The sequence below is a fragment of the Nocardioides sp. WG-D5 genome (genome assembly GCF_054031175.1).
This window is the reverse complement of sequence record NZ_CM132928.1, coordinates 1143747-1157500: the sequence shown is the minus strand read 5'-3', so window position 1 is coordinate 1157500 and position 13754 is coordinate 1143747. Positions and strand designations below refer to the sequence as shown.

Here is a 13754-nt window from a genome sequence, read left to right as displayed (position 1 = left end):
TTTTCCGGGGTGGGTAGGGGAGCGTCGTGTATCGGGTGAAGCAGCGGAGTGATCCAGCGGTGGACGGTACGCGAGTGAGAATGCAGGCATGAGTAGCGAATGATGTGTGAGAAACACATCCGCCGATTGATCAAGGGTTCCAGGGTCAAGCTAATCTGCCCTGGGTAAGTCGGGACCTAAGGCGAGGCCGACAGGCGTAGTCGATGGACAACGGGTTGATATTCCCGTACCGGCGAAATGACGCCCATGATGAGGCGCATGATGCTAACCATCTGAAGCGCACGTGACCGATCCCTTCGGGGTGAGGCGTGTGTGTGGAACATGGGACCCGAGTGTGTAGTAGTCAAGTGATGGGGTGACGCAGGAAGGTAGTCGAACCGGCGCGATGGTTGTCGCCGGCCAAGCATGTAGGACTGAGTCTAGGCAAATCCGGGCTCTGTATGTCTGAGATGTGATGGGGAGCCGTTTGGTGAAGTCGATGATCCTATGCTGTCGAGAAAAACCTCTAGCGAGTCATGAGCCGCCCGTACCCCAAACCGACTCAGGTGATCAGGTAGAGAATACCGAGGCGATCGAGCGAACCATGGTTAAGGAACTCGGCAAAATGCCCCCGTAACTTCGGGAGAAGGGGGGCCCGGATCGTGAACCCACTAGCTGGGGGAAGCGTGAAGGGCCGCAGAGACCAGGCCCAAGCGACTGTTTACTAAAAACACAGGTCCGTGCGAAGTTGTAAGACGATGTATACGGACTGACTCCTGCCCGGTGCTGGAAGGTTAAGAGGACGGGTTAGCACTTGTGCGAAGCTCAGAATTTAAGCCCCAGTAAACGGCGGTGGTAACTATAACCATCCTAAGGTAGCGAAATTCCTTGTCGGGTAAGTTCCGACCTGCACGAATGGAGTAACGACTTGGGCGCTGTCTCAACCGTGGACTCGGCGAAATTGCACTACGAGTAAAGATGCTCGTTACGCGCGGCAGGACGGAAAGACCCCGGGACCTTTACTATAGTTTGGTATTGGTGTTTGGTTCGGCTTGTGTAGGATAGGTGGGAGACTGTGAAGCGCATACGCCAGTGTGTGTGGAGTCATCGTTGAAATACCACTCTGGTCGTACTAGATGTCTAACTTCGGACCATGATCTGGTTCAGGGACAGTGCCTGATGGGTAGTTTAACTGGGGCGGTTGCCTCCTAAAATGTAACGGAGGCGCTCAAAGGTTCCCTCAGCCTGGTTGGCAATCAGGTGGCGAGTGTAAGTGCACAAGGGAGCTTGACTGTGAGACAGACATGTCGAGCAGGGACGAAAGTCGGAACTAGTGATCTGGCCACGGCATGTGGAAGCGTGGTCACTCAACGGATAAAAGGTACCCCGGGGATAACAGGCTGATCTTCCCCAAGAGTCCATATCGACGGGATGGTTTGGCACCTCGATGTCGGCTCGTCGCATCCTGGGGCTGGAGTAGGTCCCAAGGGTTGGGCTGTTCGCCCATTAAAGCGGCACGCGAGCTGGGTTTAGAACGTCGTGAGACAGTTCGGTCCCTATCCGCCGCGCGCGTAGGAAACTTGAGAAAGGCTGTCCCTAGTACGAGAGGACCGGGATGGACGAACCTCTGGTGTGCCAGTTGTACCGCCAGGTGCATGGCTGGTTGGCTACGTTCGGAAGTGATAACCGCTGAACGCATCTAAGCGGGAAGCACGTTTCAAGATGAGGTTTCCCACCCTTTATGGGTTAAGGCCCCCTACAGACTATGGGGTTGATAGGCCGGAGGTGTACAGCAGTGATGCCCAGCCGACCGGTACTAATAGGCCGAGGGCTTATCTTTCATAAACCCTCAACAAAAACAACAACCATCGAAGACTGATTCTTTGATGAGACTGTTCGCGTCCACACCAACTAGCAACAAGCTAGAACTGAACAATGGCTTGGCCACCCCAAGCAGCTCTGCCTGGCAGCGAAAGCGCCGGCGGATGAGTGCGGGGGTGAGTCGATAGAGTTACGGCGGCCATAGCGAAGGGGAAATACCCGGTCCCATCCCGAACCCGGAAGTCAAGCCCTTCAGCGCCGATGGTACTGCAACCGAGAGGCTGTGGGAGAGTAGGACGCCGCCGGACAAAATTTCAGGTAGAGGCCGCCCTTTTGGGCGGCCTCTACTGCTTTTACCAGCACCGATCTTGTCTGCACAATGATCTGGGGATCTTTCGAAGTCGGCTGCCAGAGGCAGCAGTGAGGATGGCAGCTATGGCTGACGAGCGCCGTAGCAACAGGGGCGGTAAGCCCGCCGGACGCCCGGGGCGTCCGAAGAGCTCGGGTTCATCCGCTGGTGGCCGTGGAGGCCGATCGGGCGGCGGTCGACCGGGCACCGGCGCAGGTCGCAGCAGCGACCGTCGCGATGGTGGCGGCGGCCGCGGAGGCGAGCAGCGCCGTGACGGTGCTCGTGGCGGAGACCAGCGCCGCGACGGCGGTCGTGGCGGCGAGGAGCGCCGCGACGGCAAGCCCTCGACCGGACGCGGCGGTCCGCGCGCAGGTGGCCGTCCTGACGGTCCGAAGCGCGGCGGCGGCAGCGACCGCAAGGGCGGTTACTCCAAGGACCGCGGCGGCAAGCCCGGTGGCAAGCCGCAGCGGCGCTTCGACGAGCCGCGCGAGGAGCGTACGGCGGACCAGCGGGCCTACGACGGTCCGGAGCTGCCGGATGAGGTGACCGGCAAGGAGCTGGACCGGTCCATCGCGGCTCAGCTGCGTGGTCTCCCGGAGAAGCTGGCGGCGCGGATCGCCCGCCACCTGGTCGCTGCCGACATGTTCATCGACTCCGACCCCGAGCTGGCCTACCAGCACGCCAAGGCGGCCAAGTCGCGTACGCAGCGGATCGCGGTGATCCGTGAGGCGCTGGGGGAGGCGGCGTACGCTGCCGGCCACTACGCCGAGGCGCTGGCTGAGCTGCGCGCGGCGAAGCGGATGAACGGGGCGACGGCCTACCTGCCGATCATGGCGGACTGCCACCGTGCATTGGGCCAGCCCGAGCAGGCGATCAAGCTCGCTCACAGCCCGTCCGTGGTGAACTTCGAGGCGCCGGCGAAGGCCGAGATGACGATCGTCGAGGCCGGTGCTCGTCGAGACATGGGCCAGTACGACGCGGCCCTGCGCATCCTCGAGCAGTCGCCGCTCAACAACAAGAGCCGCGAGCCGTGGGTGGTGCGGCTGCGCTACGCCTACGCCGACACGCTCCAGGACGCCGGCCGGGACAAGGACGCGCTGACCTGGTTCCACCGCACCTACGCGATCGACGCCGACGAGATCACCGACGCCGCGGCACGGGCCGAGGCGCTTGAGAAGACGGTCGAGAGGGACTGAGTCCCTCCTCGGTTCGGGAAGTCAGTGGCGATCGACCTCTGTGTTGGTCGCCACTGACCGTTTTGCCTCGATACTGGAGATCCTGGGCCGGGTAGGTAAGAATGGACTGCACAACTACATCCATGTGATCCACCGAAGTGTTTCCTTCACGCATGATCGAGCCCGCTGGGGAAGGCGTAGCTCGCGCCGCAACGAAGGAGATATTCGGTGACCACTCAGATCAAGGACCCGAGCGCCTCGCGTGGTATCGCCCGAGGCGTTGTGTTCGTGCATTCGGCTCCCTCCGCGCTCTGCCCTCACATCGAATGGGCCGTCGCGGGGGTTCTCGGTGTGCCGGTGAACTTCGACTGGACGGCGCAGCCCGCCCAGGCCGGCACCTACCGAGCTGAGCTCTTCTGGTCGGGTGCGATCGGTTCCGCTGCGGCGATCGCCTCGGCGCTGAAGGGATGGACGCACCTGCGCTTCGAGGTCACCGAGGACGCGACGTCCACCTCCGAGGGTGCGCGCTACTCCTTCACCCCCGACCTCGGCGTCTTCCACGCCGTCACCGGGATGCACGGGGACATCATGATCCCGGAGGACCGGCTCAAGGCCGCGGTCGTGAAGGCCTCTCTCGGCGACACCACGCTCGAGCTCGAGGTGGACAAGCTCCTCGGCAAGCCGTGGGACGACGAGCTGGAGACGTTCCGTCACGCGGGAGAGGGCGCGCCCGTACGCTGGCTGCACCAGGTCGTCTGAGCGACCCCGTCGGCCGCAGAGCACGGCCGACGACCGACAGAGGCCCCGGAGCGTGAGCTCCGGGGCCTCTGTGCGTTGTCTGGCCGGTGTCGGTCAGAGGGGGATGTTGCCGTGAGCACCGCGGCGTACGCCGACGGTCTGGATCGCGTCCTCGAAGGCGGCAGCGATCGCGCTGCGGGTGGCCGAGGGCTCGATGACCTCGTCCACGACGCCGATCTCGACGGCCTTGTCGACACCGCCGGCGAGACGCTCGTGCTCGGCTGCGAGCTCCGCCTCGACCTGAGGACGGAGATCGGGCGCGACCTCGGCGAGCTTGCGGCGGTGCAGGATGCGGATGGCGGCGACCGGGCCCATGACCGCGACCTCGGCGCCCGGCCAGGCGAAGACCTTGGTCGCACCGAGGGAGCGGGCGTTCATGGCGATGTAGGCGCCACCGTAGGTCTTGCGGGTCACCAGGGTGACCCGGGGGACCACACACTCGCCGAAGGCGTGCAGGAGCTTGGCGCCGCGGCGGACGACCCCGTCCCACTCCTGACCGACGCCCGGCAGGTAGCCCGGGACGTCGACGACGACGATCAGCGGGACGCCGAGCGAGTCGCAGAGGCGTACGAACCGGGAGGCCTTCTCCGCGGAGAGGGAGTCGAGGCAGCCGCCGAGCCGCAGCGGGTTGTTGGCCACGACGCCGACGGTGCGGCCGCCGAAGCGGCCCAGGGCCGTGACGATGTTGGGCGCCCAGCGCGCGTGCAGCTCCTGGGTGGTGCCCTCATCGAGGATGTTCTCCACGAGCGGGTGCACGTCGTAGGCGCGCTTCTTCGACTCCGGCAGCTGCTCGGCGAGGTCCTTGTCCTCCACCGCGGCGACGTCGAGGCCGCCCTGGGAGCCGAGGAGGGAGGTGACCGTGCGGGCCTTGTCGAGCGCCTCGCGCTCGGACTCGGTGAGGATGTGGACGACACCGGAGCGGCGGCCGTGCGGCTCCGGGCCACCGAGGCGCAGCATGTCGACGTCCTCACCAGTGACGGAGCGTACGACGTCGGGGCCGGTCACGAAGATCCGGCCCTCGGGGCCGAGGATGACGACGTCGGTGAGGGCGGGACCGTACGCAGCGCCGCCGGCGGCGGGGCCGAGGACGACCGAGATCTGCGGGATCTTGCCGCTGGCCTGCGTCATCGCGTGGAAGATCCGGCCCACGGCGTGCAGGGAGAGCACGCCCTCGGCGAGCCGGGCACCGCCCGAATGCCACAGGCCGATGATAGGGATGCCGTCGGTCATAGCCCGGTGGTAGGCGTCGACGACCACACGGCAGCCGAGGTCCCCCATCGCGCCGCCCATGACGGTGGCGTCGGAGCAGAAGGCGACCGCGCGGGTGCCGTCGACCTCGCCGACGGCAGCCAGCATGCCCGAATCGTCGTCGGGGGAGATGAGCTTGACGGTGCCCTCGTCGAAGAGCGCCTTCAGACGGGTCAGCGGGTTGCGCGGGTCCTGGTCGCGAGGAAGCTTCTGCTTCGCCGCGGGGGCCGGCGCAGGCGCCGTGATCGTCATCAGATGCTTCCGTAGACGACCGCGACGTTCGCGCCACCGAAGCCGAAGGAGTTGTTGAGCGCTGCGATGTCGCCGACCGGCAGGTCGCGCGTCTTGGTGGCGATGTCGAGCTCGACCGCGGGGTCGAGGTTGTCGAGGTTGATCGTCGGGGGCGACTGGCGGTGGTGGATCGCCAGCACGGTCGCGACGGTCTCGAGCGCGCCGGCTCCACCGAGCAGGTGGCCGGTCATCGACTTGGTCGAGGTGACCACGACGTTCTCGACGTGCTTGCCGAGGGTGGCGTGGAGCATCAGGCCCTCGGCGATGTCGCCCTGCGGGGTCGAGGTCGCGTGGGCGTTGACGTGGGCGATCGTGCTCGGGTCGATGTCGCCGTCCTCGAGCGCGCGCTTGATGGCGCGGCTGCCGCCACGACCCTCCGGGTCGGGCTGGGCGATGTCGTGGGCGTCGGCGGTCACGCCGGAGCCGAGGACCTCGGCGTAGATCCGGGCGCCACGGGCCTGGGCGTGCTCGAGCGACTCGAGCACGACGATGCCGGCGCCCTCACCGAGGACGAAGCCGTCGCGGGCGGTGTCCCACGGACGGCTGACCGAGGTCGGGTCGCCGCCGTCGGGGCCGGACGCCGTCTTGGACAGGGCCATCATGTTGGCGAACGCGGCGATCGGCAGCGGGTGGATCGCGGCCTCGGTGCCACCGGCGAGCACGACGTCGGCCCGGCCCAGACGGATCTGGTCGGCGGCCAGGGCGACCGCCTCGGAGCCGGAGGCGCAGGCCGAGATCGGGGTCTGAGCCGCGGCGCGGGCGCCGTAGGTCAGCGAGATGTTGGCTGCCGAGGCGTTGGCCATCAGCATCGGGACGGCCAGCGGGCTGACCCGGCGCGGTCCCTTGGCGAGAAGCGTGTCGTAGTTGTCGAGCAGGGTCGTCACCCCGCCGATCCCGGTGGCGACGGCGACGCCGAGACGCTCACCGTCGAGGCCGGCCTCGGTGGCCGTGCCTTCGAAGCCGGCGTCCTTCCAGGCCTCGGCCGCGGCGACCACGGCGAACTGTGCGGAGCGGTCCAGGCGCCGGGCCTTGACCCTCTCCAGAACCTCGGACGGCTCGACGGCGATGCGGCCGGCGATGCGTACGGGAAGCTCTTGAGCCCACTCCTCGGTGAGCTCGCGGATGCCGGAGCGGCCGGCGATCAAGGCATCCCAGGTGGTGGCTACGTCTCCGCCGACCGGGTTGGTGGTGCCCAATCCGGTGACGACTACTCGGGTGCGGCTGCTCATGTGGTCTCCGTGGGGTGTTCGGCGCGTTGGGATCGGGTGACGAAGGTCCGGCGGCTCGGCCTGGGAGGGTTGGCCGAGCCGCCGGGGCGCGTCAGGCGTTCGCGGAAGCCTTCTCGATGAAGCTCACCGCGTCGCCAACGGTCTTGAGGTTCTTGACCTCCTCGTCGGGGATGGATACGCCGAACTTCTCCTCGGCGGCAACGACGACCTCGACCATGGACAGCGAGTCGACGTCGAGGTCGTCGACGAAGGACTTGTCGAGCTGGACGTCGGCGACATCGATGCCGGCGACCTCGTTGACGATCTCGGCGAGGTCGGAGCGGATCTCTTCGGTGGTGGCCATGTGTGGTGCTTCCTCTCGGATTTTCTTTGTGGTGAAACTCTGGGTGGTGCGGGGGACTAGGGCAGGACGACGACCTGGGCGGCGTAGACCAGCCCGGCGCCGAATGCGATGAGCAGAGCGGTGTCGCCCGACTGAGCCTGCCCCTCTTCGATCATCCGCTCAAGGGCCAGCGGGACCGAGGCGGCCGAGGTGTTGCCCATGGTGGCGATGTCGCGGGCGATCTTGACCGACTCCGGGAGCTTCATGGAGCGGGCCAGGGCGTCGACGATACGCATGTTGGCCTGGTGCGGGATGAAGCAGTCGAGCTCGTCGGCGGTGATGCCGGCCTTCTCGAGCGCCTCCTGGCCGACCTTGGCCATCGCGAAGGAGGCCCACCGGAAGACGGGGTTGCCCTCCATCGTCAGCCAGGGCGTCTCCTTGGCCTCGTTGGCCACGAACCAGTCGGGTGTCTGGATCAGCTCGGCCTTGTCGCCCGAGGAGCCCCACACGACCGGTCCGATCCCGGGCTCCTCGCTCGGGCCGACGACCGCTGCGCCCGCGCCGTCGGCGAAGATGAAGGCGGTGCCACGGTCGTGCGGGTTGGTGATGTCGGAGAGCCGTTCGACGCCGATGACGAGTACGTGACGGGCGCTGCCACCGCGGATGAAGTCGTTGGCCATCGCGATGCCGTGGCAGAAGCCGGCACAGGCGGCCGAGATGTCGAAGGCGGCCGGGTTGTCGGCGCCGAGCTCGTCGGCGATCAGCGCCGCGACCGCGGGGGTCTGGCGCATGTGACTGACCGTCGCGACGATGACGCAGTCGATCTGGTCGATGCCGATCCCGGCTTGCTCGAGGGCCTTGCGGGAGGCGGCGACCGACATCATCTGCACGGTCTCCTCGTCGTTCGCCCAGCGGCGCTCGACGATGCCGGAGCGGGTGCGGATCCACTCGTCGGAGGAGTCGATGAGGCCGACGATCTCGCTGTTGGGGATCACCCGGCTGGGGCGGTAGCCGCCCACACCGAGGATGCGGGCGTTCGGGGCACCTGTAGGGGCTGAGATCACGAGTGCTGCGCTCCCGTCGGGTGCAGGCGGAGCAGGGGCTGACCGGGGGAGACGAGGTCGCCGTCCTCGACCAGCCACTCGATGACCTCGCCCCCGTGGGCCGAGGTGATCGCGATCGTGTCGCGGAGGCTGGCGATCGCACCGATCTCGGTGCCGGCCGGGATCACGTCGAGGCCGGACACCGTCTCGGAGAGCTTGAAGGTGCCCTTGGAGGGGGAGACGACCATGCGCCAGGTCGGCGTGGTCTCGATCGGGTTGGCCTCACCGTGCTTCTCGACGAACGCGCGGGCGTCCTCGAGCTGGTCGGGCGTCTTCAGGGCGAAGGTCTCGACGCCCTTGAGGGCTCGCTTGGCGATCCCGGTCAGGGTGCCGGCCGGCGGCATCTCCAGGATGCCGGTCACGCCGATGTCGGACATGGTGTCGAGGCAGAGGTCCCAGCGCACCGGGTTGGCGATCTGGCCGACGATCCGGTCCAGCGCCTTGGCGCCGTCGTGGACGATCTGGCCGTCCTTGTTGCTGATCAGGCGCGTACGCGGGTCGTGGGTCGAGACGCTCTGGGCCAGCCGGGCGAGGTGGCCGACAGCAGGCTCCATGTGCTTGGTGTGGAAGGCGCCGGCGACGCTGAGCGGCATCAGCCGGGCCTTGGCGGGCGGCTCGGCGGCGAAGGCCTCGAGCTGCTCGAGCGTGCCCGCGGCGACGATCTGGCCGGGGCCGTTGTCGTTGGCGGGGGTGAGGCCGTGCTTCTCGATCGCGGCGAGGACCTCCTCGCGGACGCCGCCGAGGACGGCGGTCATGCCGGTCGGCGTCTTCGCAGCGGCCTCGGCCATGGCCTTGCCGCGCTCACGGACGAGGACCATCGCCTGCTCGGCGCTGATCGCGCGAGCGCCGGCGGCGGCGGTGATCTCACCGACGCTGTGGCCGGCGACGGCGCCGATCTTCGAAAAGGCGTCCGCGGGCTGCGGGAAGAGCTGCAGGGCCGCGACCAGGCCGGTGGCGACCAGCAGGGGCTGGGCGATCTCGGTGGCGCGGATGGTCTCGGCATCGGCATTGGTGCCGTAGTCGATCAGGTCGAGGCCTGCGACGGTTGAGAGCCACTCCATACGAGCGGCGAAAGCGGGGTCCTCCAGCCACGGGGTGAGGAATCCTGGTGTCTGAGCACCTTGTCCGGGGGCGACAATGACGAGCACGGAATGATGGTCCCGTCTGGAGGGGTCCTGGTTCACCTTCGGCGACAACGAATATCTGTCACGCAATCTTGTAGGAGTTCTACAATCCGCGCCGGAACCAGTGTCAGTGGTCCTGCTGTCGGCCGAGGATCAGCGCGACTTGCAGCGCCAGAGCGTCCCGCGAGTCGGTCGGGGTGAACCCGGTGAGCTCGGCGACCTGCTTGAGACGGTAGCGCACGGTGTTGGGGTGCACGAACAGGGTCCGGCCGGTGGCTTCCAGGCCGCCTCCGGCCGCGAAGTACGCAGCCAGCGTCTCGATCAGCGTGCTGCGGGCCTCCACCAACGGCTGGTAGAGATGCTCGATCAGGTAGCGGTGGGCCCACGCGTCGCCGGCCAGGGCGCGTTCGGGCAGGAACGACTGGCTGCGCGCCGGACGGGGTGCGTCAGGCCAGCCGGGCGCGGCCCGGTAGGCCGAGAGCGCGGCCCGGGCCGAGTCGGCGGCGGTGGCGAGGCCGGTGGCCATCGGCCCGACCACGACGGGCCCGTCGGCGAAGAGGTCGGCGATGCGCTCGGCGGCTTCGAGGGGGTCCTCGATGCCACCGAGCAGGGCGACGAGCCGGTCACCCTGGACCGCGCACAGGGTGTGCATGTCGTGGGCGCGGGCTCGGCGGCGTACCTCCTCCATGGCGGCGTCGAGGCCGATGCCCTCGGGCGCGTGGCCGAGGACGGCGCACAGCTGCAGGTCGGCGTCCCAGCCGAGCGCGCTGGCCCGGGACAGGACGACCTCGTCGGTCTCGGCGCGCAGGACTGCGTCGACCACCAGCGCCTCGAGCCGGGCGTCCCACGCGCCACGCTGCTCGGCGGCACGGGCGTAGACCTCGGCGGTGGCGAAGGCGACCTCGCGGGCGTAGCGGCCGATCGCCTCGTGCACGTCGGCGGCGTCCTCGGGGCCGAGCAGGTCGTCGATGTTGGCCTCGACCACCTCGATCGAGAGGCGGACGAGGTCGACGGTCTGCTGGAGCGTGATGATGCCGGTCAGCGCACGTGGCGCGACGCCGAACATCGAGGCGGCCAGGTCGGGCTTGGCGGTGTCAGCGGAGGCGCCGCCGGCGTACCAGCCGACGAACTCCTTGATGCCGGCCTGGACGATCAGGCCGACCAGGGAGCGGTTCTTCGCGGAGAGATCCTTGAACCACGGCATCGCGTCGTCCATCCGCGAGGTCGCTGCGGTCGCCAGCCTGCCGGTGGCACGCCGCAGCGCCTGCGCGGTGCGCTGGCGGGTGGGAGGGATCACTGCGGTCACGTTGTCCATTCTTGCGCTTAGTACATCTCATGACATGCCGAGTCGGCGCATCCGACCCCTCTGGCTCGCTTCGCTTCGCCAGACAGGGGGTCAGATGCGCCGACTCGGCGCCACGAGGGTCAGGCGTCGCCGCCCTCTTGCATGATGCCCTTCGTCGCTGTCGGGTCGTCGATGCGGTAGGTGTCGAAGGCCTTCTTCACCAGCGCGGCGTCGATCTCGCCGGCCTCGGCCAGGGCCTGGAGGGCCTGGACGACGACGGACTGGGCGTCGATCTGGAAGAAGCGACGCGCGGCCGGGCGGGTGTCGGCGAAGCCGAACCCGTCGGCACCGAGGACGCGGTAGTCGTCCGGTACCCAGCGGGCGATCTGCAGCGGGACGGCCCGCATGTAGTCGGAGACCGCGATGACGGGGCCGTTGGACGCCGAGAGCTTCTCGGTGACGTACGGCGTGCGCGGGGTCTCGCCCGGGTGGTTGAGGCTCCACTGCTCGGCGTCGATCGCGTCACGAGCGAGCTCGTTCCACGAGGTGACCGACCAGGTGTCGGCGTTGACGCCCCAGTCCTCCTTGAGGATGCGGGCGGCCTCCTCGACCCACGGGAACCCGACGCCCGAGGCCAGCAGGCGGACCTTCGGGCCGTCGCCTTCGGCGGTCGAGACCTGGTGGATGCCCTTCAGGATGCCCTCGACATCGACGCCCTCGGGCTCCTTGGGCTGGCTGACCGGCTCGTTGTAGACGGTCAGGTAGAAGATCACGTTCTCGCCGTGCGGGTGCTCCTCGGAGGTGCCGTACATCCGCTCGAGGCCGCTCTGCATGATGTGCGAGACCTCGTAGGCGAACGCCGGGTCGTAGTGCACGACCGCCGGGTTGGTCGCCGCGAGCAGCGGGGAGTGACCGTCGGCGTGCTGGAGACCCTCACCGGTCAGCGTGGTGCGGCCGGCGGTGGCGCCGATCAGGAAGCCGCGGCCCATCATGTCGGCCATGGCCCAGATGGAGTCGCCGGTGCGCTGGAACCCGAACATCGAGTAGAAGATGTAGAACGGGATCATCGGCTCGCCGTGGGTGGCATACGCGGTGCCGGCAGCGGTCGCCGAAGCGAGCGCCCCCGCCTCGGAGATGCCCTCGTGGAGCAGCTGGCCCTGTGCGGACTCCTTGTAGGAGAGCAACAACTTCCGGTCGACGCTCTCGTACTGCTGGCCGCCAGGGTTGTAGACCTTGGCACTCGGGAACATCGCGTCCATGCCGAACGTGCGGTACTCGTCGGGCGCGATCGGGACGATGCGCTTGCCGATCTCCGGGTCACGCATCCAGTCCTTGAGGAGCCGGACGGTGGCCATCGTGGAGGCGATCTTGTTCTTCCCGGAGCCCTGCTTGAGCTCGGAGTAGACCTTGTCGCCCGGCAGGGTGAGCGGCTTGAACTCGACCCGGCGCTGGGGGAGCGGGCCGCCGAGCTGCTTGCGGCGCTCCATCATGTATTCGATCTCGGCCGACTCCGGGCCCGGGTTGAAGAACGGAGCGGCGCCGGTCTGCTCGTAGGTCGCCTCGAGCTCCTTGTCGGAGATCGGCAGGAGCAGACGGTCGCGGAACTTCTTCAGGTCCGCCATGGTCAGCTTCTTCATCTGGTGGGTGGCGTTCTTGCCCTCCAGAGCGTCGATCGTCCAGCCCTTGATGGTGTGGGCCAGGATCACGGTCGGCTGCCCGACGGTCTTGGTGGCCGCGTCGAAGGCCGCGTAGACCTTGCGGTAGTCGTGACCACCGCGGGGGAGCTTGCGGATCTGCTCGTCGCTCATCTGCTCGACCATCTTGCGCAGGCGCGGGTCGGAGCCGAAGAAGTTCTCCCGGACGTAGGCACCGGTCTCGACCGAGTAGGTCTGGAACTGGCCGTCGGGGGTGGAGTTCATCTTGTTGACCAGGACGCCGTCGACGTCCTTGGCGAGCAGCTGGTCCCACTCGCGGCCCCAGATGACCTTGATGACGTTCCAGCCGGCACCGCGGAAGTTGGACTCCAGCTCCTGGATGACCTTGCCGTTGCCGGTCACCGGGCCGTCGAGCTGCTGCAGGTTGCAGTTGACCACCCAGACCAGGTTGTCGAGCTCCTCGCGGGCGGCGACCCGGATGGCGCCGAGCGACTCGGGCTCACCCATCTCGCCGTCGCCGAGGAAGGCCCACACGCGCTGGTCGGAGGTGTCCTTGATGCCGCGGTTCTGCAGGTAGCGGTTGAACCGGGCCTGGTAGATCGAGTTGATCCCGGTCAGGCCCATGGAGACCGTCGGGAACTCCCAGAAGTCCGGCATCAGGCGCGGGTGCGGGTAGGACGAGATGCCCTGGCCGACGCCGTGCTGCACCTCCTGGCGGAAGCGGAAGAGCTGCTCCTCGGTGAGCCGGCCCTCGAGGAACGCACGCGCGTAGATGCCGGGGGAGGCGTGGCCCTGGATGAAGACCTGGTCGCCGCCGCCGGGGTGGTCCTTGCCGCGGAAGAAGTGGTTGAAGCCGACCTCGTAGAGGCTCGCGGAGGACTGGTAGGTGGCGATGTGGCCGCCCACCTCGAGGCCCTTGCGGTTGGCGGAGGAGACCATGACGGCGGCGTTCCAGCGGATGAAGGCGCGGATGCGTCGCTCGATGTCCTCATCGCCCGGGAACCACGGCTCGCGGTCGGAGGGGATGGTGTTGATGTAGTCGGTGCTTCGCAGGGCGGGGACGCCGACGGACTGCTCGCGGGCGCGCTCCAGAAGACGCAGCATGACGTAGCGGGCCCGTTCGCGCCCGCTCGACTCGAGCATCGCGTCGAACGAGCCGAGCCACTCACTGGTCTCTTCGGGATCGATGTCCGGAAGCTGGGTCGGTAGACCCTCGTGGATTACGGTCGGCTGGGCGGGGGTCGGGCCCTGCGGACCACCAGTCGTCTCGGTGGATTCTTCGGTCACATCCTCAATGGTCGCACGCGGTCGCGAGCGGTCGCGCACCCGCGGTGGGTTACTGGACAGTAGGAGGTTTCTGCTGGTCAACCCCGAA

The 13754-nt window shown here is 67.6% G+C and carries 9 protein-coding genes and 2 rRNA genes (1 of these 11 only partly in view); 4 read left to right on the top strand and 7 right to left on the bottom strand.

The window, feature by feature from the left end; translation table 11 throughout:
- From ACWZJV_RS05665 to ACWZJV_RS05650, 4 genes are all read left to right on the top strand, one after another.
- Positions 1 to 1819: ribosomal RNA gene (locus tag ACWZJV_RS05665) — 23S ribosomal RNA — on the top strand (it extends 1273 nt beyond the left edge of the window).
- Positions 1820 to 1991: 172 nt separating this feature from the next.
- Positions 1992 to 2108 (top strand): 5S ribosomal RNA (rrf, locus tag ACWZJV_RS05660).
- A 127-nt stretch (positions 2109 to 2235) separates the two neighbouring features.
- Entirely contained in the window at positions 2236 to 3345 is a 1110-nt protein-coding gene (locus ACWZJV_RS05655) for a tetratricopeptide repeat protein (protein WP_457180536.1), read from the top strand.
- A 207-nt stretch (positions 3346 to 3552) separates the two neighbouring features.
- A complete protein-coding gene (locus ACWZJV_RS05650) occupies positions 3553 to 4083 on the top strand; it encodes a DUF3145 domain-containing protein (RefSeq protein ID WP_008364247.1) in 531 nt (176 codons plus the stop codon).
- Between the two features lie 93 nt (positions 4084 to 4176).
- On the opposite strand, the gene ACWZJV_RS05645 is transcribed toward ACWZJV_RS05650, so the two are convergent.
- From ACWZJV_RS05645 to aceE, 7 genes are all read right to left on the bottom strand, one after another.
- Entirely contained in the window at positions 4177 to 5622 is a 1446-nt protein-coding gene (locus tag ACWZJV_RS05645; RefSeq protein WP_196873426.1) for an acyl-CoA carboxylase subunit beta, read from the bottom strand.
- The gene (locus ACWZJV_RS05640) at positions 5622 to 6890 is read right to left on the bottom strand and encodes a beta-ketoacyl-[acyl-carrier-protein] synthase family protein (protein WP_008364249.1); all 1269 of its coding nucleotides are present in this window, start codon (positions 6888 to 6890) and stop codon (positions 5622 to 5624) included. The genes ACWZJV_RS05645 and ACWZJV_RS05640 overlap by 1 nt, the downstream gene beginning before the upstream one ends.
- A 91-nt stretch (positions 6891 to 6981) precedes the next feature.
- The gene (locus ACWZJV_RS05635) at positions 6982 to 7233 is read right to left on the bottom strand and encodes an acyl carrier protein (RefSeq protein ID WP_008364250.1); all 252 of its coding nucleotides are present in this window, start codon (positions 7231 to 7233) and stop codon (positions 6982 to 6984) included.
- Between the two features lie 56 nt (positions 7234 to 7289).
- A complete protein-coding gene (locus ACWZJV_RS05630; protein ID WP_457180535.1) occupies positions 7290 to 8276 on the bottom strand; it encodes a beta-ketoacyl-ACP synthase III in 987 nt (328 codons plus the stop codon).
- On the bottom strand, positions 8273 to 9463 hold the full coding sequence (locus ACWZJV_RS05625; protein WP_008364252.1) for an acyltransferase domain-containing protein: 1191 nt from the start codon (positions 9461 to 9463) through the stop codon (positions 8273 to 8275). Before ACWZJV_RS05625 ends, ACWZJV_RS05630 begins: the two co-directional genes overlap by 4 nt.
- Before the next feature lie 103 nt (positions 9464 to 9566).
- A complete protein-coding gene (locus tag ACWZJV_RS05620; protein WP_008364253.1) occupies positions 9567 to 10754 on the bottom strand; it encodes a PucR family transcriptional regulator in 1188 nt (395 codons plus the stop codon).
- Between the two features lie 110 nt (positions 10755 to 10864).
- A complete protein-coding gene (aceE, locus tag ACWZJV_RS05615) occupies positions 10865 to 13600 on the bottom strand; it encodes a pyruvate dehydrogenase (acetyl-transferring), homodimeric type (protein WP_457181936.1) in 2736 nt (911 codons plus the stop codon).
- Positions 13601 to 13754: the final 154 nt, after the last annotated feature.